Annotated in this window: 22 protein-coding genes; 11 read left to right on the top strand and 11 right to left on the bottom strand. The window is 64.9% G+C overall.

The window, feature by feature from the left end; translation table 11 throughout:
* The first annotated feature begins 138 nt into the window (after positions 1–138).
* Complete coding sequence (locus I6F12_RS16825) at positions 139–537, top strand: DUF2306 domain-containing protein (RefSeq protein ID WP_225133670.1); 399 nt, start codon at positions 139–141, stop codon at positions 535–537.
* Between the two features lie 169 nt (positions 538–706).
* Positions 707–3,439, top strand: a complete 2,733-nt coding sequence (gene gyrA, locus I6F12_RS16820; RefSeq protein ID WP_225112462.1) for a DNA gyrase subunit A — start codon at positions 707–709, stop codon at positions 3,437–3,439.
* Positions 3,440–3,618: 179 nt separating this feature from the next.
* Here gyrA and I6F12_RS16815 read toward each other — a convergent pair whose 3' ends face one another.
* Complete coding sequence (locus I6F12_RS16815) at positions 3,619–3,876, bottom strand: hypothetical protein (protein WP_036012649.1); 258 nt, start codon at positions 3,874–3,876, stop codon at positions 3,619–3,621.
* A gap of 267 nt (positions 3,877–4,143) precedes the next feature.
* Between I6F12_RS16815 and coaD the strand changes: the two genes are divergently transcribed.
* The 5 genes from coaD (at position 4,144) to queA (ending at position 7,354) form a co-directional block, all read left to right on the top strand.
* Positions 4,144–4,638, top strand: coding sequence for a pantetheine-phosphate adenylyltransferase (coaD, locus tag I6F12_RS16810; RefSeq protein WP_036028155.1), 495 nt, complete (start codon positions 4,144–4,146; stop codon positions 4,636–4,638).
* A 39-nt stretch (positions 4,639–4,677) separates the two neighbouring features.
* Positions 4,678–5,241, top strand: coding sequence for a peptidylprolyl isomerase (locus I6F12_RS16805; protein WP_036012644.1), 564 nt, complete (start codon positions 4,678–4,680; stop codon positions 5,239–5,241).
* Positions 5,242–5,249: 8 nt separating this feature from the next.
* A complete protein-coding gene (locus tag I6F12_RS16800; RefSeq protein ID WP_036028153.1) occupies positions 5,250–5,675 on the top strand; it encodes a hypothetical protein in 426 nt (141 codons plus the stop codon).
* A complete protein-coding gene (locus tag I6F12_RS16795) occupies positions 5,672–6,136 on the top strand; it encodes a peptidylprolyl isomerase (RefSeq protein WP_225156864.1) in 465 nt (154 codons plus the stop codon). Before I6F12_RS16800 ends, I6F12_RS16795 begins: the two co-directional genes overlap by 4 nt.
* 144 nt (positions 6,137–6,280) lie before the next feature.
* On the top strand, positions 6,281–7,354 hold the full coding sequence (gene queA / locus I6F12_RS16790) for a tRNA preQ1(34) S-adenosylmethionine ribosyltransferase-isomerase QueA (RefSeq protein WP_225156863.1): 1,074 nt from the start codon (positions 6,281–6,283) through the stop codon (positions 7,352–7,354).
* Positions 7,355–7,475: 121 nt separating this feature from the next.
* Here the strand turns inward: queA and I6F12_RS16785 are convergent, their stop codons facing one another.
* From I6F12_RS16785 to I6F12_RS16770, 4 genes are all read right to left on the bottom strand, one after another.
* Complete coding sequence (locus I6F12_RS16785) at positions 7,476–8,501, bottom strand: aspartate-semialdehyde dehydrogenase (protein WP_225156862.1); 1,026 nt, start codon at positions 8,499–8,501, stop codon at positions 7,476–7,478.
* 257 nt (positions 8,502–8,758) lie between these two features.
* Positions 8,759–9,361 carry a PepSY domain-containing protein gene (locus I6F12_RS16780; RefSeq protein WP_225133667.1) on the bottom strand — a complete coding sequence of 201 codons (603 nt, stop codon included), beginning with the start codon at positions 9,359–9,361 and terminating at the stop codon, positions 8,759–8,761.
* 254 nt (positions 9,362–9,615) lie between these two features.
* Entirely contained in the window at positions 9,616–10,362 is a 747-nt protein-coding gene (locus tag I6F12_RS16775; protein WP_036012628.1) for a TetR/AcrR family transcriptional regulator, read from the bottom strand.
* Between the two features lie 135 nt (positions 10,363–10,497).
* Complete coding sequence (locus I6F12_RS16770) at positions 10,498–11,682, bottom strand: patatin-like phospholipase family protein (RefSeq protein ID WP_225156861.1); 1,185 nt, start codon at positions 11,680–11,682, stop codon at positions 10,498–10,500.
* Between the two features lie 215 nt (positions 11,683–11,897).
* Here I6F12_RS16770 and tgt point away from each other — a divergent pair, with 215 nt between their 5' ends.
* Entirely contained in the window at positions 11,898–13,043 is a 1,146-nt protein-coding gene (gene tgt, locus I6F12_RS16765; protein ID WP_036028145.1) for a tRNA guanosine(34) transglycosylase Tgt, read from the top strand.
* Positions 13,044–13,058: 15 nt separating this feature from the next.
* Here the strand turns inward: tgt and I6F12_RS16760 are convergent, their stop codons facing one another.
* Positions 13,059–13,277 (bottom strand): hypothetical protein, encoded by a 219-nt coding sequence (locus tag I6F12_RS16760; RefSeq protein WP_036028144.1) that lies wholly within the window; start codon positions 13,275–13,277, stop codon positions 13,059–13,061.
* 222 nt (positions 13,278–13,499) lie between these two features.
* Here I6F12_RS16760 and cysK point away from each other — a divergent pair, with 222 nt between their 5' ends.
* Together cysK and I6F12_RS16750 are read left to right on the top strand one after the other, a co-directional pair.
* A complete protein-coding gene (cysK, locus tag I6F12_RS16755) occupies positions 13,500–14,477 on the top strand; it encodes a cysteine synthase A (RefSeq protein WP_036012610.1) in 978 nt (325 codons plus the stop codon).
* A 3-nt stretch (positions 14,478–14,480) separates the two neighbouring features.
* On the top strand, positions 14,481–14,720 hold the full coding sequence (locus tag I6F12_RS16750; RefSeq protein WP_225156860.1) for a BrnA antitoxin family protein: 240 nt from the start codon (positions 14,481–14,483) through the stop codon (positions 14,718–14,720).
* A gap of 191 nt (positions 14,721–14,911) precedes the next feature.
* Here I6F12_RS16750 and I6F12_RS16745 read toward each other — a convergent pair whose 3' ends face one another.
* Positions 14,912–16,345: a caspase family protein gene (locus I6F12_RS16745; protein WP_057029251.1), complete on the bottom strand. Its 1,434-nt coding sequence runs from the start codon at positions 16,343–16,345 to the stop codon at positions 14,912–14,914.
* A gap of 201 nt (positions 16,346–16,546) precedes the next feature.
* A complete protein-coding gene (locus I6F12_RS16740) occupies positions 16,547–17,422 on the bottom strand; it encodes a DMT family transporter (RefSeq protein WP_225157009.1) in 876 nt (291 codons plus the stop codon).
* A 153-nt stretch (positions 17,423–17,575) separates the two neighbouring features.
* Between I6F12_RS16740 and I6F12_RS16735 the strand changes: the two genes are divergently transcribed.
* Complete coding sequence (locus I6F12_RS16735) at positions 17,576–17,974, top strand: RidA family protein (RefSeq protein ID WP_225139970.1); 399 nt, start codon at positions 17,576–17,578, stop codon at positions 17,972–17,974.
* Positions 17,975–18,025: 51 nt separating this feature from the next.
* On the opposite strand, the gene I6F12_RS16730 is transcribed toward I6F12_RS16735, so the two are convergent.
* The 3 genes from I6F12_RS16730 to I6F12_RS16720 all read right to left on the bottom strand — a co-directional run bounded on the left by I6F12_RS16730 (position 18,026) and on the right by I6F12_RS16720 (position 19,694).
* Positions 18,026–18,571, bottom strand: coding sequence for a hypothetical protein (locus I6F12_RS16730; protein ID WP_225143496.1), 546 nt, complete (start codon positions 18,569–18,571; stop codon positions 18,026–18,028).
* A complete protein-coding gene (locus tag I6F12_RS16725) occupies positions 18,516–18,866 on the bottom strand; it encodes a hypothetical protein (RefSeq protein WP_225157008.1) in 351 nt (116 codons plus the stop codon). Before I6F12_RS16725 ends, I6F12_RS16730 begins: the two co-directional genes overlap by 56 nt.
* Before the next feature lie 240 nt (positions 18,867–19,106).
* Positions 19,107–19,694: a formyltransferase family protein gene (locus I6F12_RS16720; RefSeq protein WP_036012580.1), complete on the bottom strand. Its 588-nt coding sequence runs from the start codon at positions 19,692–19,694 to the stop codon at positions 19,107–19,109.
* Between the last annotated feature and the right edge of the window lie 79 nt (positions 19,695–19,773).

The following is a 19,773-nucleotide window of genomic DNA, read 5'->3' as shown; positions in this document are numbered from 1 at the left end:
TACAGTTCTTTGGTCGACGGCTTTTCCGGCCTAAGCTTATGTGCGCCTCAAGTCTTCGGCGAGATGTGATGTGAATGATATTAACTTTCATGTTAATCATACTCACATCAGTCTCCGCCGGACACGAGGAAGCCCTGCATGAGCCTTGCGCCGCTGCTTGAGGCCGCGCCGGTGGTCCCGCTGCATGCCTTTGCCGCAATGGCCGCCCTTGTGCTTGGCCTCTTCCAGTTCTCCGCCCCCAAGGGCACGCTGCCGCACCGGACTATCGGCTGGATCTGGGTGGTCCTGATGGTGTTCGTGGCCGCCTCGTCGTTCTGGATCCACGAGATCCGTCTGGTCGGGCCGTTCAGCCCGATCCATTTCTTGTCGATCTTCACCCTGGCGGTGCTGCCGCTGGCGGTATGGCGTGCGCGCACCCATCGCGTCGCCGACCACCGGCGGATGATGATCTTCATCTTTTTCGGCGCCCTGGTGGTGGCGGGACTGTTCACGCTGGTGCCTGGGCGCATCATGCACCGGGTGACTTTCGGGGCGTGAGAGCCGGTTCCGCCCAGTCCGTTCCGGCCTCGTCCGCGGCCGTGGCGCGAAGGGCGTAAGTCTCTGGAAAAACAGTCGGAAAAAGCGCTTCCCCAGAGCTCGGCAAGGGTGGTTATCAGGGGTGTGATGCGCTATATGATTCCCAGATAAAACCTCACCGGATTTCCCCTTGGCTGACGACGATAACAAGCCCGGCGACCAGCCGGCGCAACCCTCGGACATTCGCCCCGTCTCCATCCTCGACGAGATGAAGAAGTCCTACCTCGATTACGCCATGAGCGTGATCGTGTCGCGCGCGCTGCCCGATGCGCGCGACGGCCTGAAGCCGGTGCATCGGCGCATCCTGTTCTCGATGAACGAGCAGGGCTTCACGCCCGACAAGAAGCACAAGAAGTCCGCCGGTATCGTCGGTGACGTCATGGGTAAATACCACCCTCATGGCGACCAGGCGATCTACGACGCGCTGGTGCGCATGGCGCAGGACTTCTCGATGCGCGAGTTGCTGGTGGACGGGCAGGGCAATTTCGGCTCGGTCGACGGCGACCCGGCGGCGGCCATGCGCTACACCGAGTCCCGCCTGACCAAGATCGCGCTGAAGCTGCTTGAGGACATCGACAGCGACACCGTCGACTTCCAGGACAATTACGACGGTTCCGAGAAGGAGCCGGTGGTCCTGCCGGCGCGGTTCCCGAACCTGCTGGTCAACGGCGCGGGCGGCATTGCCGTCGGCATGGCGACCAACATCCCGCCGCACAATCTCGGCGAGGTGATCGACGCCTGTATTGCGCTGATCGACAATCCCTCGCTGACCATCGACGAGCTCATCAACATCATTCCCGGCCCGGATTTCCCGACTGGCGGTATCATCCTTGGACGCCAGGGCATCCGCAGCGCCTACCATCTCGGCCGCGGCTCCATCGTGATGCGCGGCAAGGTCACGTTCGAGACCATTCGCAAGGATCGAGAGGCGATCGTCATCACCGAGATTCCGTATCAGGTGAACAAGGCGACGATGGTCGAGCGCATCGCCGAGCTCTACAAGGAAAAGAAGATCGAGGGCATCTCCGACCTGCGCGACGAGTCCGACCGCGAGGGCTATCGCGTCGTCGTCGAGCTCAAGCGCGACGCCGTGCCCGACGTGGTACTGAACCAGCTCTACAAGTTCACCCCGCTGCAGACGAGCTTCGGCGTCAACGCGGTTGCGCTCGATTCCGGGCGTCCGCAGACGATGAATTTGAAGGATATGTTGACGATCTTCGTCGGCTTCCGCGAGCAGGTCGTTACCCGGCGCACCAAGTACAAGCTGCGCAAGGCGCGTGAGCGCGCCCATGAGCAGGTCGGCCTCGCCATCGCGGTCGCCAACATCGACGAGATCATCAAGGTGATCCGCACCTCGCCGACACCGGCGGCGGCCCGTGACACCCTGATGACGCGCGATTGGCCCGCGCGCGACGTCGAGGACATCATCACGCTGATCGATGACCCGCGTCACCGGATCAACGAGGACGGCACGATCCGCCTGTCGCTGGAGCAGGCGAGGGCGATCCTCGAATTGCGTCTCGCACGTCTCACCGCGCTCGGCCGCGACGAGATTGGCGGCGAGCTGTCGAAGCTCGCCGGGGAGATCGGCGACTATCTCGCGATCCTGCGCTCACGCGCGCGCATCCTGGACATCATCAAGACCGAGCTTGCCGAGGTGAAGGCCGAGTTCGCAACGCCGCGCCGCACCGTGATCATGGAGCAGGAGGGCGAGGTCGAGGACGAGGACCTGATCCAGCGCGAAGACATGGTCGTCACCGTCTCGCATGCGGGCTACGTCAAGCGCGTTCCGCTATCGGCCTATCGGGCGCAGCGCCGCGGCGGCAAGGGCCGCTCCGGCATGCAGACCCGCGACGAGGACTTCGTCAGCCGGCTCTTCGTCGCCTCGACCCATACTCCGGTGCTGTTCTTCTCCTCGCGCGGCCAGGTCTACAAGGAAAAGGTCTGGCGGCTGCCGATGGCCGCGCCGAACGCGCGCGGCAAGGCCATGATCAACATCCTGCCGCTGGAGCAGGGCGAGCGCATCACCACCATCATGCCGCTGCCGGAGGATGAATCGACCTGGGGCCAGCTCGACGTGATGTTCGCGACCACGGGCGGCAACGTCCGGCGCAACAAGCTGTCCGACTTCGTCGACGTCCGCCGCTCCGGCATCATCGCCATGAAGCTCGACGACAACGAGGCGATCGTCGACGTGCAGATCTGCACCGAGCGCGACGACGTGCTGCTGACCGCTGCGGGCGGCCAGTGCATCCGCTTCCCGGTCACCGATGTGCGCGTATTCACCGGGCGCACCTCGATGGGCGTGCGCGGCATTGCGCTCGGCGAAGGCGACAAGGTGATTTCGCTGGCGATCCTGCGCCACGTCGACACCACCTCGGACGAGCGCTCGGCCTATTTGAAGATGCGCCGCGCGGTCGCGGGCGAAGCCGCCGCAGACGAGGCGCCGGCCGATGCCGAGGCCGAGGAGACCTCGGGCAGCTTCCAGCTCCCGCAGGAGCGCTATGTCGAGATGTCGGCGCAGGAGCAAGTCGTGCTGACCGTCTCCGTCAACGGCTACGGCAAGCGGACCTCGTCCTACGAGTACCGCACCACCGGCCGCGGCGGCAAAGGCATCGTCGCCATGAGCGTCAACCACCGCAACGGCAATCTCGTCGCCTCGTTCCCCGTGGAGGAGGCGGATCAAATCATGCTGGTCACCGACAAGGGCCAGCTGATCCGCTGCCCGGTCGAAGGCATCCGCATCGCCGGCCGCTCGACGCAAGGCGTGATCGTGTTCGACACCGCCGAGGACGAGCACGTGGTGTCAGTCGAGCACATCACGGAAGAGGCCGAGAACGGGAATGGAGCGAACGGGGAATAGAGGCTGGCGAATCGGGACTCATCCACCCGCCGTTCCTCGCAGCCGATAGTGCCCCCTGAACGAGATCGCGCCCGTCGGGCCATTCCGACGGGCGCGAGCGTCGCGTAGTCTGCGACGAGACGTCACAAATGTTCCTGGGGTCTTGAGGGACCCGCCCGACGCGAACCTGACAGATCCGATTACGGCGTGCGGTTGGCGGTCACGAGGCGGGCCTCGCGGACGTTGGCCTTGGTGCCGGCGCTACGCAGGCAGGACGCTTCGAAGTTCGGCCAGGCCTGCTGCGAGCAGTCACGGCCGATGCTGCGGATGTCGAGCCGGTCGCTCTTGGCCAGCGGCTGCGGCACGCTGGCTTCGACCTTCGGAGCAAAGCCGGGCAGGAGGGTGAGGGCCGCGGCAACACACGCAGACAGAGCGATCGCTGAAATGGTCTTGATCATGACAGTCCCCTGTGATGCGGCCGCCTACGCCCAGTACGCGGCCCGTCATTCGTTGGCCGGATTAGTAACCATGGCCAGTTTCCGGACGTCTTCGCCGATGTGGGAAATGGTTTCGTTCGCGCTCCGTTTTGTTTCGTGGCCGCCCCGAGACGAAACAAACCGGCTGCCGCTGACGCCCAACGGGACATTTTCGGAGGGGCTGGACCGGAAACGGGCTAGGAACCTGCCCGGCTTGCCGGCCCGGGCGGGGCGCGGTAGGACGGGGCCATGCCGCGCATCGCCTTCTACCCAGGTTCCTTCGACCCCATCACCAACGGCCATCTGGACGTGGTCCGGCACAGCGTTTCCTTGTGCGACAGGCTCGTGGTCGCGATCGGGGTGCATCCCGGCAAGAAGCCGCTGTTCTCGACCGAGGAGCGCCTCAAGATGCTCGAGGACGTCTGCGGTCCGATCGCGGCGCAGGCCGGCTGCGTGCTGGAGGCGACGACGTTCGACGATCTGTCGGTGACCGCGGCGCGCAAGCACGGCGCGACCATCATGATCCGGGGCCTGCGCGACGGCACCGACCTCGATTACGAGATGCAGCTCGCCGGCATGAACGAGGCCATGGCGCCGGAGGTGCATACGGTCTTCCTGCCGGCCTCTCCCATGGTCCGCCCGATCACCGCCACTTTGGTGCGCCAGATCGCCGGCATGGGCGGGGACGTCTCGGCCTTCGTCCCGCCGCAGGTCGCGGCACAGCTCAAGGCCAAATTCGCCTGAAAACGGCGCGCTTCCTCTTCTCTCTGATCCGGAGTTGTCATGATCCGAATTCTCGCAGTTCTTGCCGCGCTTCTGTTCGCGGCGCCGGCGGTGGCGCAGCAATTGCCAGCAAATCTCGACAAGGCCAACGCCATCGTCATCGACAGCACCAAGGGCCGCATCGTCATCAAGCTCAGGACCGACATCGCGCCCCAGCATGCCGAACGCATCAAGCAGCTGGCGCGCGAAGGCTTCTACAACAACGTGCCGTTCCACCGCGTCATGGACGGCTTCATGGCGCAGACCGGCGACGGCCAGAACGGCAACGGCACCGGCGGCTCGAAATACCCGAACCTGAAGCAGGAATTCTCCAAGGTGCATTTTGCCCGCGGCATCGTCGGCATGGCCCGGCGCGGCGACAGCGTCGACAGCGCCAACTCGCAGTTCTTCATCATGTTCGCCGACGGCGGCAGCCTCGACGGCCAGTACACCGTGATCGGCGAGGTGGTGCAGGGCATGGACGTCGTCGACAAGCTGAAGAAGGCGCCCCCCGGCTCGCCCGGCGGCTCCGTCACCGATCCCGACAAGATGGTGAAGGTGCAGGTCGCCTCAGACATCAAATAGGCGCGGCCATGGCGCGCCGCGGTGGCAGGCTCCTGCTGGTTGCCGCGGTGCTGTTGCTCGCCACCTCCCGTGCGGCCGTGGAGGCCGCCCAGGTCGACACGATCCAGGACATCTTCCGGCACCTGCGCACCTGCTGGAGACCGCCGTCGCCGGCGAGGGCCCGCCCACTCGACATCACCGTCCTGGTGAGCTTTAACCGGGCCGGAAACATTCTGGGCCATCCGAGGATTACCTATGAATCCGCGGAGGCCTCTGACAACGACCGGCTGCAATACCGGATCGCGGTGATGGAGGCGTTGCAACGCTGCACGCCGGTGCCATTTACCGATGCAATGGCCGGCGCCGCCGCGGGACGTCCATTCGCGATCCAGTTCCGCAGCCGCAAGACGTCACCCGACAAGACTTCACCCCCAACGCAAGAGAGACGAGCATGAGCGTCACCGAAAACACCCTGATCCTCGAGACCACGCAGGGCCCCGTCACCATCGAGATGCGCCCCGACCTCGCGCCCGGCCATGTCGCGCGTATCAAGGAGCTGGTCCGTGAGGGCTTCTACGACGGCATCGTGTTTCACCGCGTGATCGAGGGCTTCATGGCGCAGACCGGCTGCCCGCACGGCACCGGCACCGGCGGCTCCGGCAAGAAGCTGAAGGCCGAGTTCAACAAGGAGCCGCATGTGCGCGGCACCGCCTCGATGGCCCGCGCCGCCAATCCCGATTCCGGCGACAGCCAGTTCTTCATCTGCTTCGACGACGCCCGCTTCCTCGACAACCAGTACACGGTGTGGGGCAAGGTCACCGACGGCATGGAGAACGTCGACAAGATCAAGCGCGGCGAGCCGGTGCAGAACCCCGACAAGATCGTCAAGGCGCGGATGGCCGCAGACAAGGAATAGTCACTCGATCCTCATCCTGAGGAGCGCGGAACGCGCGTCTCGAAGGATGAAGGCCCCACTGCTGCAACCCGGCCTTCATGGTTCGAGACGGCGCTAAGCGCCTCCTCACCATGAGGGTCTGGCTGTGTCGCGCCAAGCCTGCTCATGCGCACCGATCTCTTCGATTTCGATCTGCCGCCCGAGCGCATCGCGCTGCGCCCGGCGAGCCCGCGCGATTCCGCGAGGATGCTGGTCGTCGAGAATGGCGCGCTGCGCGATCAGATCATTTCCGACCTGCCGCAATGGCTGAGGCCGGGCGACCAGCTCGTCGTCAACGACACCAAGGTGATTGCGGCGCAATTGAAGGGTCGCCGCATTGGCCGCGAGACCGAGCCGAAGATCGAGGCGACGCTGATCAAGCGCCTCGACGGCTCGCGCTGGCAGGCGCTGGTGAAGCCGGCCAAGAAGCTCGCCCCCGGCGACCGCATCCGCTTCGGCAACGACGGCAAGGTCTGCCTGCTCGGCCATCTCGACGCCGAGGTCGAGGCCAAGGGCACCGAGGGCGAGGTGACGCTGTCGTTCTCGTTCCATGGCCCGGCGCTGGACCAGGCCATCGCCGATCTCGGCAGCCCGCCGCTGCCGCCCTACATCGCCTCCAAGCGCACGCCAGACGATCAGGACCTCGCTGATTACCAGACCATGTTCGCGGCGAATGAAGGCGCAGTTGCAGCGCCGACCGCGGGGCTGCATTTCACGCCCGCGCTGGAGCAGGCGCTGCGCGACCGCGGCGTCGGCCTCAACCGCGTGACGCTGCATGTCGGGGCAGGGACGTTCCTGCCGGTGAAGGTCGACGACACCGAAGCCCACAAGATGCACGCCGAGTGGGGCACGATCTCGGCCGCAACGGCGGAGCGGCTCAACGCCGCGCGGAAGACCGGCGGCCGTATCGTTGCCGTCGGCACAACGTCATTGCGGCTGCTCGAAAGCGCCGCGCGCGAGGACGGCACGATCCAGCCATTCGCCGCCGAGACGTCGATCTTCATCACGCCCGGCTATCGCTTCCGCGCGATCGATATTCTGATGACGAATTTCCACCTCCCGAAGTCCACGCTGTTCATGCTGGTGTCGGCCTTCTCGGGGCTCGCGACGATGAAGCAGGCCTATGCGCACGCGATCACGCAGGGCTATCGCTTCTATTCGTATGGCGATGCGTGTTTGCTGTTTCGAGCGGTCCCGTAGGGTGGATTAGCCGTCAGGCGTAATCCACCGCTTCTGTTTCCGCGGATATGAAAGAGGTGGGTTACGCCCAGCGGCCGCGCTTCGCGCATCCGCTAGGCTAACCCACCCTATGCACCTCCCGTTACGCCATCACCTTCTGCGGCAACAGCTCGGCGATCTGCACGGCGTTCAGCGCCGCGCCCTTGAGCAGCTGGTCGGCTGCCACGAACATCGAGATCGAATGGCCGGTGGGATCGCTGAGATCCTTGCGGATGCGACCGACCAGGACGTCGTCCTGGCCCGAGGCGTCGATCGGCATCGGGAAGTAGTTCTTGGCGCGGTCGTCGACCACCTTGACGCCGGGCGCCCGCGCCATGACGGCATGGACCTGGTCCTCGCTGATCGGCTTCTCGCATTCGAAGGTGATGGCTTCGCAATGGGCGCGCAGCACCGGCACGCGCACGCAGGTGACGCCGACGGCGATGCTGTCGTCCTCGAAGATCTTGCGGGTCTCCTTGATGACCTTGGTCTCTTCGTCGTTGTAGCCGGTCTCGGGGTCGATGGCGGTGTTGTGGTTGAACAGGTTGAAGGCGTAGGGGTGCGGCATCACCTTCGGCGTATAGACCTGCCCGTTGAGGTTGGCGCGGGTGGATTCGACGAGCTCCTCCATCGCGGCGGCGCCGGCGCCGCTGGCCGCCTGATAGGTCGAGATGATCACGCGCTTGATGCGGTTCTGCTGGTGGATCGGCCACAGCGGCACCAGTGCGGTGATCGCGGCGCAGTTCGGGTTGGCGATGATGCCCTTGTGGTCGCGGATGCGGCTCGCGTTGATCTCGGGGATCACCAGCGGCACGTTCGGGTCCATGCGGAAGGCCGAGGAGTTGTCGACCACGACGGCACCGGCCTTCACCGCGATGGGGGCGAACTTCCTGGAGATGCTGCCGCCGGCGGAGAACAGCGCGATGTCGACGCCGTCGAAGGAGCGCTCGGTCAACTCCTCGATGGCCACGCTCTGCCCGCGGAACGACACCGTCTTGCCGGCCGAGCGGGCGCTCGCCAGTGCCTTGAGCTTGCCGACGCGAAAGCCGCGCTTGTCCATGGTGGCGATGAATTCGGCGCCCACCGCACCGGTGACGCCGACAATCGCGACGACGGGATCGTTACTCACTTTGTCCTCCGTTGCATTGAGAATTTAGACAACAAAAAAGCCCCGGACCATCGAGGGCGGGGCTTGCCGTAGAGCTGATGCGTTTAAGTCGACGACCTACGCGCGCACGCCTCCCCGGGCCCCTTCGGCCGTGGTGGTTTTGGTCGTGCGTTTGGTGGTCGTGAACATGGCGGCGACTTATGCGGGAGAGTCTTGCGGCCGTCAATGGCTTTTCGGCCCGGCCGATGCCGGGGGCAGCCTGCCGCTTTTGGCACCCGCTATTTCCCCTTGGCGCCAGGCGGCTCCAGGGTGACCTCCTTGAGGTCGTCGCCGCTGACGACGACGATCGAGAAGTTCAGCCGGCCGCGCTCGCGGACCAGCCCGCCGCTGATGGCCTTGCCTGCGGCGGCGCGCTCGGCGACGCGTACGGCATCGGAGAGGCGGTGCCTGATCGCACCCAGCGCTGCGAGGTTGCTGCGGTCCTCGCGGTCGAGCTCGGTGAGGGGTAGGGCCGCTTCCCCGCCGACCAGTTCGCCGGTCGCAGCATTGATGGTGTGGCGCCAGATCCGGTCGTTGTGCAGTGTCTTCACCCGGTAGACCGGCACGCCCGAGCCGCCATCGAAGCTCACATCGGCGGTGGTGGCGCCGGCATGGCGGGCTTCGGCAATCGCCATGGCCTGGCTGATCGTGATCGAGGAGCTGCGGAATCGCTCTATTTCGCGGCTGACTGCCTGGCGGTCCGCTTCGGCATCACCATCTGTGTCGCTGTGAAGCGCGGTCGGCGTGCTCGCGGTCACGACAGCATGTGCCGGCGCAGCGATGAGCAGCGCGGGCAATGCGATCGCAAGCAGGTGCGAGGTCCATCGTTTGGCAGTCGTCATGCTCGAAACCCTCGGCCAGCGAGTGTGCCGGATGATCGTAAAGAATTCGCGGCCGGCCTTGGGCATCGGCCGGCCGCGGAGCGCCGCGGCAGGCTGTACCCGCCGCGGCGATCTGGGTGATACGGGCCTCCTTTGGGGCTGGTGAAAAAAGCGGTCCGCATCGCCTTATAACTAAACCATACCGTATCGTTTTATTTCGGTCAATGACGCCGCACCGTCGCCCCCTGGGGAAAGCACGCAAGCTCACGGAATTGTCAGCGGGAGGAGCGTCGCCGTGGCGCGAGTTTCGAGGTGTCCTGAACGCGGTCGGCAGGTCCCAGCGCGCCGGCCAGGAACAGCTTGATCGCCGCGCGCATGCGCTTCTCGGCAGCCTTTAGCTCCAGCGCCGTTCCGAACGTCGCCATGCGGTGGGTGTGACCGACGACGACGTCGAGGAACACCTCGGCTGCGATGGTGGTGTCATCGACATCGAGCGCGCCTTGCGCCACCAGATGGTCGAAGAAGCGCGCCGTGGTGGCGACGGCCTTGAGCCAGCCTTCCTCCTTGCCGAGCTTGGCGACGTCGGGGAAGTTGATGGCCTGCGCCGTCATCATGCGGCTGAAGGCGACGGCATCCGGGCCGCAGGTGAAGGTCAGCATCTCGCGTCCGATCTCGACCAGCCGCTGCTCGACCGGGATGTTCGAGGCGCTGGAGAGCTGCGTCTCCGCCGCCGCCGACAGCGGCGCAAGCCAGCGCTCGATCTCGCGCCTCAGCACGGCCGCGAACAGGCCGCGCTTGTCGCCATAGCGGGAATAGACGGTGGGCTTGCTGACCCGCGCAGCTTCCGCGACCGCATCGAGCGAGGTCGCATCAAAGCCGCGATCAAGGAACAGGCGGGTGGCGACCTCGATCAGCCGCAGATCGCGCTCGATCGCAGCGGTCTTCGTCGGCCGGCCACCACGCGATTTCGGCACCTCGCGCCGTGGCGCTGCCGGTCTTGTCCTGGTCGCAGTCAATCCCATGCCCAATGATTCCTGCGCGGTCGTGATATCGGTCATTCGCTCTATATCGCGCAGGAGCGGAGGCGTCATCGCGAATCTGGCCGAATTGGCCATATCGTCAACGGTTTCGGTATTGCCTCGTTCCGTCACGAGGGATCACGGCAGCGTCGAGGTCCAGGCCTGGCCGGATGCAGCCTTCTCGTATCCGTACTGGTAGAGCGCCCGCATATAGGTTGTGTCGAACCCTTCCGACGGCGGCGCAGGATAGTCGCGCGCGATGTAGGAGAGATGGAAGCCCAGCCGGTTGCGCTTGGCGAAATCGTAGGTCGAGAAGATGATCGAGCGCGTCTGCGATTGGGTGATCGCCGACAGGCTGCGCGAGGCGACGTCGATGGTGCCGTTGGAGACGAGCTCGAAGTTGCGTTCGATCTTCTTGTTGACGAGGATGTAGATGTCCACCTTCGCATTGCCGGGCAGACGGCCACTCTGGAACAGCAGAGCTTCGGGCAAGGTCAGCACCGGCGCGGTCACGCCGCCATCGACATGCATCTCCTGAAACTTGCGGCCCCCGCCTTCGGCATCGATCATGATGGGCGGAAACACCAGGGGAATGCTGGCGGAGGCCGCCATCACGTCGCGAAACAGCTTGAGCGCCTCGGGCGTTCCGACCGCGGCAATCTTGCCCATGTCCCAGATCGCGGTGCGCTGCGTGTCGAGGTCGGTCGTCACCACGAGCAGCCTGCGGCCCTTGGCGTGCTCGCGCGCGACCTGTGCCATGATCTCGGGCCCGACATAGCGTGCGACGAGCTCGCGCAGCCTGGTGTTGCCAAACAGGCCGGATCCGAACAGCACGCGCATGATGCTGGGATCGTTAAGGAGGCTCTCCGCGATGCCGCTGGTGTAGACCTCCTTCAGCGTGTCGTCATATTGCGGTCCGAGAAACGCGAACGGCGCGATCAGGCCGCCGGTGCTGACGCCCGAGACGACCGAGAAGGTGGGGCGGGTTCGGGCCGCGGTCCAGCCGTTGAGCACGCCGACGCCATAGGCGCCGTCAGCGCCGCCGCCGGACAGCGCCAGATAGGTTCTCGTCGCAGTGCTGTTGTCTTTATCGAAGCTGAATTTGGTGACCGGCTCGTCGGCGTAACGCCGGAGGCCGTCGATATCCAGCACGCGCGAGGCGCTGGCTTCAGCGGCCGTGTAGGGCGTGCGGGGCAGGGCGGTGCAGGCGCCGAGCGCCAGGCTGCAGATCAGGACCACCGATCCGATCAGGCCGACGCCAGTCTGCCTGATCCGGTCACGCGAGGAGACGGATGCGTCGGTCGAACACGGAGGGTACGGCATTGTCGGTGGCTGGCGATCACGCATCTACCGCCGCCGGCAAGTTCGCCGCGGCATCTCGTCCAGCCCCGCGCACAAAACTACACTGTATCGTTTCGTTTGACAAGGGCGCGGGCACACTATCCTTGTGTGGGTCGGTGTCCCAGTCTGATGCACAAACCGGCCCGAGCGCGGTCGGCGGGTTGATCAGCCTGCTCCGACACGCAATAAGCACCGCCATGAATCCCGACAATGACCTTCCCAATCACTTTGAGTTGCTCGCCACCGACGGGGCGGCGCGCACCGGGCGCCTGACCACCCCGCATGGCGTGGTGCGGACCCCGGCCTTCATGCCGGTCGGCACCGCCGGTGCCATGAAGGGCATGCACTGGCGCGAGGTGCGCGATGCCGGCGCCGACATCGTGCTCGGCAACACCTACCATCTGATGCTGCGTCCAAGCGCCGAGCGGATCGCGGCGCTCGGCGGCCTGCAGACGTTCACAGGCTGGAACGGACCGATGTTGACCGATTCCGGCGGCTTCCAGGTGATGTCGCTGGCGGATTTGCGCAAGGTCAGCGAGCACGCCGTCACGTTCCGCTCGCACATCGACGGCGCCAAGGTCGAGCTGTCGCCGGAGCGGTCGATCGAGGTGCAGCGTTTGCTCGGCTCCGACATCGCCATGCAGATGGATGAATGCGTACGGTTGCCTGCCGAGCGCGCCGACATCGAGCGCGCGATGCAATTGTCGCTGCGCTGGGCGGAGAGAAGCAAGCGCGCCTTCGCGAGCGCCCCGGATGGCTACATGCTGTTCGGCATCGTGCAGGGCGGCGACGTGCCCGAGCTGCGCCATGCGAGCGCGCAAGGCCTGGTCGGGATCGGCTTCCATGGCTATGCGATCGGCGGGCTCGCCGTCGGCGAACCGCAGGCGGTCATGCTGGCGATGATCGACGAGACCGCGCCGCTGCTGCCGAAGCAGCGGCCACGCTATCTGATGGGCGTCGGCACGCCCGACGACATCCTCGAGGCGGTGAAGCGCGGCATCGACATGTTCGACTGCGTGATGCCGACCCGCAACGGCCGGCACGGCGTCGCCTTCACGCGCTACGGCCAGGTCAATTTGCGCAACGCGCGCCATGCCGACGATCCACGCCCGCTCGATGAAGAGAGCTCATGGCCGTCGACGCGGAACTGCGCGCGCGCCTATCTGCATCATCTCGTCAAGGCCGGCGAGACGCTGGGCGCGATGCTGCTGTCCGAGATCAATGTCGCGTACTACCAGTCCCTGATGCAGGGCATCAGGGACGCGATCGCGCAAGGAAATTTCGAGGAGTTCTATCAGCGTACGCGCGCGGACTGGGCGAGGGGCGATATCGCCCCGCGCTAGCTCAACAGTCCAAACTCAGTTGCACACGAGCCGCCGCTTCACGGCATGCTTGGTCACGAAGCCGTAGCCGCAATTGTCGCAAGTCCAGAGGTAGCTGATGATGTGGTCCGAGACGTAGGCAGATGCTTCAGCGGCGACCATGGAGTCGGCGCAGACGGGACAGGTCGGCAACTCGCTGCAACGCGGATCACGCCTTAGCGCTACGGTCGACATCACTTCAGCAACCGCTGACATCGTGGTGACCTCCCTGCTTTGAGACCTAAGTCTAACATAAGCAGAATCAGTTGACGAGGTCGCAACATAAATGCGTTGGTTTTCTGCTAATTAAAGCTCACGCGATTTTGCGATGCAGCGTATTTAACATGTGCTGCATTGCCGCTTGCGTGTCGCCGCAAGCTGTCCGTAACTGCGCAGGGCTGCGACAGACGTGCAGATCGTCGCCACAGGGAGTTCATCATGGACGTATCGTCCAACACGGGTGCAGCGCACCAGCCCGGCCGTGGCCGGATCTATGACTCGATCGTCGATGCCTTCGGCAACACGCCCATCGTGCGCTTGCGCCGGCTGCCCGGCATGCACGACGTGAACGCGACCATTTTGGCAAAACTTGAATATTTCAATCCTGCCGCGAGCGTGAAGGACCGCATCGGCGCGGCCATGATCATCGCGATGGAGAAGGCGGGCATCGTCAAGCCGGACACCGTGCTGATCGAGCCGACCTCCGGCAATACCGGCATTGCGCTCGCCTTCGTCGCGGCCTCCCGCGGCTACCGGCTCAAGCTAGTGATGCCGGAATCGATGTCGATCGAGCGACGCAAGATGCTGGCCTTTCTCGGCGCGGAGCTGGTGCTGACGCCGGCGGCGCAGGGCATGAAGGGCGCCATCGCGGCCGCCGAGGAGCTCTTGAAGACGACGCCGAATTCAGTGATGCCGCAGCAGTTCAAGAACCTCGCCAATCCGGAGGTGCACCGCCGCACCACCGCGGAGGAGATCTGGAACGACACCGGCGGCAGCATCGACTTCTTCGTGGCCGGCGTCGGCACCGGCGGCACGATCACCGGCGTCGGCCAGGTACTCAAGCCGCGCAAGCCGGGCTTGCGTGTGGTCGCGGTCGAGCCGGAGGAGAGCCCGGTGCTCTCGGGGGGACAGCATACTCCGCACAAGATCCAAGGCATTGGTGCCGGCTTCGTCCCTGACATCCTCGACCGCTCCGTGATCGATGAGATCGTGAAGATCAACTCGACCACCGCGATCGAGACCTCGCGCGCGCTGGCGCGGCATGAGGGCATTCCGGGCGGCATCTCCTCGGGCGCCGCGATCGCCGCCGCACTCGAGATCGGCAAGCGGCCGGAAGCTTCCGGAAAGACCATCCTGGCGATCGTGCCGTCCTTCTCCGAGCGGTATCTTTCGACGGCTCTGTTTGAGGGAATCTAGGACATGGTGGATCAACCGAGACGGCCGCGCACGCTGGGCGATGCCAGGACCGAGGCCGAGGCGGCGTTCAAGAAGGTGACGGCCAAGGTCGCCACGGCGCCGCCCAAGCAAAACGCCGTGCCCGGCATCAAGGAGCAGGTCACGCTGCGCATCGACCAGGACGTGCTGGAGTTCTTCCAGGAGGGCGGTCCCGGCTGGCAGGATCGCATCAACGAGGCGCTGCGCAAGGTGGCGGGGAAGTAGACTTCGCGGATGGGCTGTATCTCCTCATCCTGAGGAGCTTGCGAAGCAAGCGTCTCGAAGGATGAAGGCCCCGCTGGTCGAGGCGCGCCTTCATGGTTCGAGACGGCGCTTCGCGCCTCCTCACCATGAGGATCACAAACGAAAAAGCCCGGCGCGAGCCGGGCTTCTGTCGTCTGGGATCCGTCTCGCTCTCAGCGGCGGAACATGCCGCCCATCATGCCGCCGACGACGCCACCGACGAAGGCCGCACCGGCAGCATCGCCGGGATTGCTGCGTGGCTGGGGAGCCGGTGCCGGCGCGCTGCTCTGAGCCGGGGCGGTGGCGGCGCGCCGAGCCGGCTTCTGGCTGCCGTCGCTCGCCGTTGCCGGGGCAGCCACGATTTCCGAGAGCAGGGCCTTGTGCTGGTTCTTGTTGAGATAACCCGACGAGGGATAGCCGCGCGCAGTCTGCCAGCGCTTGAGCACGGACCGCGTTTCGTCGTTGAAGACGCCGGTCTGGTTGGTGTCGAAGCCGAGCGCCGTGAGTCGACGCTGCACGTCGCGACGCTTGTTCTTGTCGAGACCGATTTGGTCCTCGGTCACTTGGGTAGCCTCATCCGTGAAGGTGGCGGGATCGACGCCGGCATTGAGCGTGCGGGTCGCGGTCGAGGGGCCGCTCTTGATCGCCGCTAGCCGCGCCAGCGCCAGCGCCTTGAACTGGCCGTTCGGGTAAGCGGTGAGGTAGGCATTGAGCTCCTCGGCCTTGTTGGACTCCTTAACGGAGCGCCAGTATTCGAGCTCGACACCGTCCGAGCTTCCGGTCGCCGCCGGCACAATGCCGGTCGCGGTCGGGGCCGCAGCGGCGACCTGGGTGGTCGGCGCCTGATTGAGATAGACGGAGCCGGTCAGGTTGGTGTGGCCCCAGGGCAGCTGGCCCTTGCGGGTCTCTTCATTGACCTGAGCGCGCACCGACGTCATGGCCTGCTGGATCTCGACGCCGGGCTTGGTGATGTTGTCAATCAACGCCCGCGTGAACGGGCTGTTGTTGCCTTCCTGGCCGTCGAGTGCGGTCTGGCCCGGGCCGGTGGCGAACGCGATCAGCGTGCCTTCGCCGGACTTCATCTCGGCGAGGCCGCTCTGGACGTTGACGCTGCGGGTCGCCGAATTCGACTTGATCTTCGCGGCGAACGGATTGTCCCGGCAGGCGTCGAGGAAGACGAGCTTGACCTTGGCATCGCCCATGGTCTGCTCGAGCGTCAGGTCGATGTTGATGGCGGCGCCCAGCTTGACGTCCATCTCCGACTTGATGTCGGCATCGACGGGCAGCAGGTAATTGGTGCCGCTGACGGCGATGCCGTGGCCGGCATAATAGAACAGCGCGATATCGGAGCCTTGCGCCTTGCGGCCGAAATCAAGCAGCTTCTCGGTCATCTGGTCGCGGCTGAGATTGGAGCCTTCGATCACCTCGAAGCCGACATTGCGCAGCGTGGCCGCCATCGCCTTGGCGTCGATCGGCGGGTTCGGCAATTGCGCGACGTTCTTGTAGGAGCCGTTGCCGACGACGAAGGCGACGCGGCGGTCAGCCTTGGCGGCACTGATCGACAGCGCCATGCACATCAGCGAAGCGAGGAGGGTGAGATAGCGCATTCTGAAATCCCCAGAATCGAATTGCAGGCAGCAACAAATCGGCCACGAACCTACACGAAGTGCCCGACTTCGCGCCACCAAAACGGCAGTCCGTTGCGTTCAACCCGCTGCTGTGTGGCCGAATGTGCACGATGGAGTGTCGCTCCAACGTGATCCAAATCACACGGCCACTTGGTTTTGTCGCGCGAGACGGCGCGAGGTTCACCTGGCCCGGGCGGGAACCGACGAAGCGGGCTTCAAATTGAGTAAATTGCCGAACAGGATCAGCGCGGCGCCGAGCACGGTCCAGGCGTCGAGCCGCTCGGAATACAACAGCCAACCGGCAGTTGCAGTCAGTGGAACCCGCAGGAAGTCCATCGGAACCACGACCGTCGCGTCAGCGTAGCGCATCGCACTGGCCAGGCAATAATGTGAGAACGTGCCGCAGACGGCGATCACGCCGACCCAGCCCCAGACATAGAGCGACGGCCACGTCCAGACCAACAGCGTCGGAATGAAGCCCGCAACCGACTGCACCACCAGCATCCAGAACAGGATCGAGAGCGCACTCTCGGTGCGGGTCAGCGATTTGACCAGCGCCATCGCGACGCCAAATCCCATGGCGGCGCCAAGCGCGATGAGCTGCCCCGGATTGATCTCCCCGGTCGAGGGGCGGACAATGACGATAACGCCGACGAGGCCGAGCACGATGGCGGCGATCTTCCATGGCGTCATCCGCTCGGACAGGAAGCTCGCCGCGAGGACGGCCGTCCAGATCGGCATGGTGAACTCGATTGCGACCACCTGGCCGATCGGGATCAGTGTCAGTGCGAAGAACCAGCCGAGTTGGGCAACATAGTGCACCAAATTGCGGCCGACATGCTGCGGCAACCGCGATGTCTTGAGCACCTTCCAGCCGCCGGCGCGGTAGATGATCGGTGAGAGCAAGACGAAGCCGGCCAGCGACCTCATTTCCATGATCTGAAAAACATTCAGCTCGCGCGTGGTCTCGCGCCCGGCCACTGCCATGATCAGCATCAGCGACAGCCAGCCGGCCATCCACAGTGCAGCCATCATTTTCGGCGGTGTGGTGCTCATCTGCGGCGGATACGGAAAGGGATGGACAGAGGAGGGGCGGCCGGTATCGGCGACATTGCCGCCGTTTGCAACGGCCAAATCTGCGGATGCAGCGATGCTGGGCGGCATGCTAAGGCATCAGCGAACAACGACAAAGATCGGGAGACATTGCCCATGCGCATCTTGCAGCCGGCCGAGTGGAAAAAACCGCGCGGCTTTTCCCACGGCGTCGCGACCGAGGGGCCGGGCCGATGGGTGGTACTCGCCGGCCAAACCGGGGGCGACGAGGCCGGCAGTTACGATCCCGACATGGCAGCCCAGGTCGCGACGGCGCTGAAGCGGATCGTCAAGCTGCTGGGCGAGGCCGGTGCCGGCCCCGAGCACATCGTCCGCCTGACCTGGTACCTGACCAGCCGCGCCGAGTACGAAGCGGCAGGTGCCGGCATTGGCGCGGCCTGGAAGGAAACGCTCGGCCGCAATTTTCCGCCCTCGACGCTGCTCTATATCGGAGGCCTCGTGGACGAGCGTGCCAAGGTCGAGATCGAGGTCACGGCGTTCGTGCCCGGCCCATAAAAAAATCGATCCGGCGCGGGCGCCGGATCGATTGTCGCGTGAGCTAGCGTCTTATTTCGACATCGAGATGTGCGCGCCGCGGAACTGACTGTCCGCGCGCATCGTGACGTTCTGCTTGTTGCCGGACGTCTTGAGAGAGATGTTGGCGTTGAAGCCCGCGGTGGAGGCCACCAGCTCGTAGCTTCCGCCGCTGCCGCGGCCCTGTAGCGAACCGGAGATGTTGCGGCTGGTCTCGGACCAACTGCCTGCAATGGCGCCGCCTTCGGCCTTCACGTTGGCGCCGAGGTTGAATTTGTAGGCATCGCTGGCGCAGGTCAGCGACATCTCCATGGTCGGTCCGATCGGAGCGTATTTGGCCCGGCAGCGGATCCGCTCGGTCGAGCCGTCATCCAGCGTGACCGTGCCACTACCGCTCCAGCTGCCCGCCAGCGGGGCGAACGGGCCGGACTGGGCACTGCTTTCGGTCGCGGCGATCCCAGCCCCAAACAAAACGGCGGCCGCGATCAGCAGCCGCCGGTTCCGGGCGCGAGCCTCAATTAGTTTATTGGCGCGATGCTTCCCACCGCCCGCTGCACGGTATGCCTGCAGATGCTCCATTCCACTTCCCCGATCCGGCGTTGCCGCTGAGTTGACCGTTGGCATATGCACCATTGATCGAAACTTTCACAAGTCCCCCGCTGCCGATGGTGCCGGAAACGTTAGCGCCGGGCGCGGTGATCTTGCCGCCGGCAACCGTCAGCATCGAGCTTGCGGTCGGCTCGCACGAACCGCTCTTGGTCACGATGGTGACTTGCCAATTGCCGTCATAGGGATTCTGGGCGAAGGCTGGGGCGGCGAGGGAGCCAGCGAGAACTGGGGCGGCACAGAACACCGCAATGCGACCAAAACGCATGAATTCGTCCTTGAATGTGTCTGAGTTGTTGACGCTTATTCGGACGAAATGTGACGGAAATTTGTTGCGATGCCAAAGCGAAAATTGTTCCTTTGGGAACAATGGTTTATTTGCGCTTTTGGCTCCAATTTCCGAAGCAGAATCAAGGGCGCCGCACGTTAAGGGTAAACGTCAGGACGACTCGGAAAGAGCTTGCTCCAGGAGACTTCGGCTCAGAGGGCTGGCTCAGAGGGTCTTGGCTCAGGAGAGGCTCGGCGCGGAGGTAGCGAACTGCTCGTCCTGGACTTTGGCGGGTAGCGCCTTGTGGACCTTGGCGTAATCGATCACGTCGGCCAGCAGCTTGAGCCCGAGCGGCGCCAGCGCGCGCTCCCAAAGCTCTCGTGCGGTCTCGCCCTTCTTGACGAAGCACCAGTCCTGGGCGGCGATCGCGCCGGCATCCATGCGGTCGGCCAGATGGTAGATCGTGCCGCCAGCGATGGGGTCGCCTTCCTTGATGGTCCATTCCACCGCGGCCTTGCCGCGGTGGCGCGGCAGCAGCGAGGGATGATAGCCGATCCCGCCGAGCCTGGCGGCGGCGAGCGCATCCTTGCCGATCCTGGCATGGCTGTGCGCGGTGATGATCAGATCGGTGTCCGGGGCGATCTCGGAGGCCACCACCAGCTTGGGATTGGCTTGCACCTGCACCTCGATGCCCGCCGCCTTGGCCGCCGCGGCGAGGCGGTCGTCGGCGTCCGCCACCACGACCCGGACGACCGAGACGCTGTGCTCCCGGAGCATGTTCAGGGTGGTCACGCCAAAATGGCGGGAGCCGACGAGGGTAATTCGCATGGGTGTCCGATCCGTCTCGCAACTGCGTCATCCCCCGATAACACGTCCGCATGCCCTGTCACCACCCGCGCAGCGTTTG

This window comes from Bradyrhizobium sp. IC4059, from assembly GCF_020193615.1.
In the GTDB taxonomy this organism is placed as follows: Bacteria; Pseudomonadota; Alphaproteobacteria; order Rhizobiales; family Xanthobacteraceae; genus Bradyrhizobium; species Bradyrhizobium yuanmingense.
Note: the sequence above shows the minus strand (reverse complement) of the source record. Positions and strands in the feature narration are given on the sequence as shown.

Coding starts and splice junctions, on each gene's coding strand:
- I6F12_RS16780 (WP_225133667.1), bottom strand. CDS start 9,361: ATGACGACTGCCAAACGATGGACCTCGCACCTGCTTGCGATCGCATTG.
- I6F12_RS16750 (WP_225156860.1), top strand. CDS start 14,481: ATGGTGGATCAACCGAGACGGCCGCGCACGCTGGGCGATGCCAGGACC.
- queA (WP_225156863.1), top strand. CDS start 6,281: ATGCGCACCGATCTCTTCGATTTCGATCTGCCGCCCGAGCGCATCGCG.
- I6F12_RS16775 (WP_036012628.1), bottom strand. CDS start 10,362: ATGGGATTGACTGCGACCAGGACAAGACCGGCAGCGCCACGGCGCGAG.
- cysK (WP_036012610.1), top strand. CDS start 13,500: ATGGACGTATCGTCCAACACGGGTGCAGCGCACCAGCCCGGCCGTGGC.
- coaD (WP_036028155.1), top strand. CDS start 4,144: ATGCCGCGCATCGCCTTCTACCCAGGTTCCTTCGACCCCATCACCAAC.
- tgt (WP_036028145.1), top strand. CDS start 11,898: ATGAATCCCGACAATGACCTTCCCAATCACTTTGAGTTGCTCGCCACC.
- I6F12_RS16825 (WP_225133670.1), top strand. CDS start 139: ATGAGCCTTGCGCCGCTGCTTGAGGCCGCGCCGGTGGTCCCGCTGCAT.
- I6F12_RS16760 (WP_036028144.1), bottom strand. CDS start 13,277: ATGTCAGCGGTTGCTGAAGTGATGTCGACCGTAGCGCTAAGGCGTGAT.
- I6F12_RS16740 (WP_225157009.1), bottom strand. CDS start 17,422: ATGAGCACCACACCGCCGAAAATGATGGCTGCACTGTGGATGGCCGGC.
- I6F12_RS16805 (WP_036012644.1), top strand. CDS start 4,678: ATGATCCGAATTCTCGCAGTTCTTGCCGCGCTTCTGTTCGCGGCGCCG.
- I6F12_RS16815 (WP_036012649.1), bottom strand. CDS start 3,876: ATGATCAAGACCATTTCAGCGATCGCTCTGTCTGCGTGTGTTGCCGCG.
- I6F12_RS16770 (WP_225156861.1), bottom strand. CDS start 11,682: ATGCCGTACCCTCCGTGTTCGACCGACGCATCCGTCTCCTCGCGTGAC.
- I6F12_RS16725 (WP_225157008.1), bottom strand. CDS start 18,866: ATGCGTTTTGGTCGCATTGCGGTGTTCTGTGCCGCCCCAGTTCTCGCT.
- I6F12_RS16795 (WP_225156864.1), top strand. CDS start 5,672: ATGAGCGTCACCGAAAACACCCTGATCCTCGAGACCACGCAGGGCCCC.
- I6F12_RS16800 (WP_036028153.1), top strand. CDS start 5,250: ATGGCGCGCCGCGGTGGCAGGCTCCTGCTGGTTGCCGCGGTGCTGTTG.
- I6F12_RS16720 (WP_036012580.1), bottom strand. CDS start 19,694: ATGCGAATTACCCTCGTCGGCTCCCGCCATTTTGGCGTGACCACCCTG.
- I6F12_RS16735 (WP_225139970.1), top strand. CDS start 17,576: ATGCGCATCTTGCAGCCGGCCGAGTGGAAAAAACCGCGCGGCTTTTCC.
- I6F12_RS16745 (WP_057029251.1), bottom strand. CDS start 16,345: ATGCGCTATCTCACCCTCCTCGCTTCGCTGATGTGCATGGCGCTGTCG.
- I6F12_RS16730 (WP_225143496.1), bottom strand. CDS start 18,571: ATGGAGCATCTGCAGGCATACCGTGCAGCGGGCGGTGGGAAGCATCGC.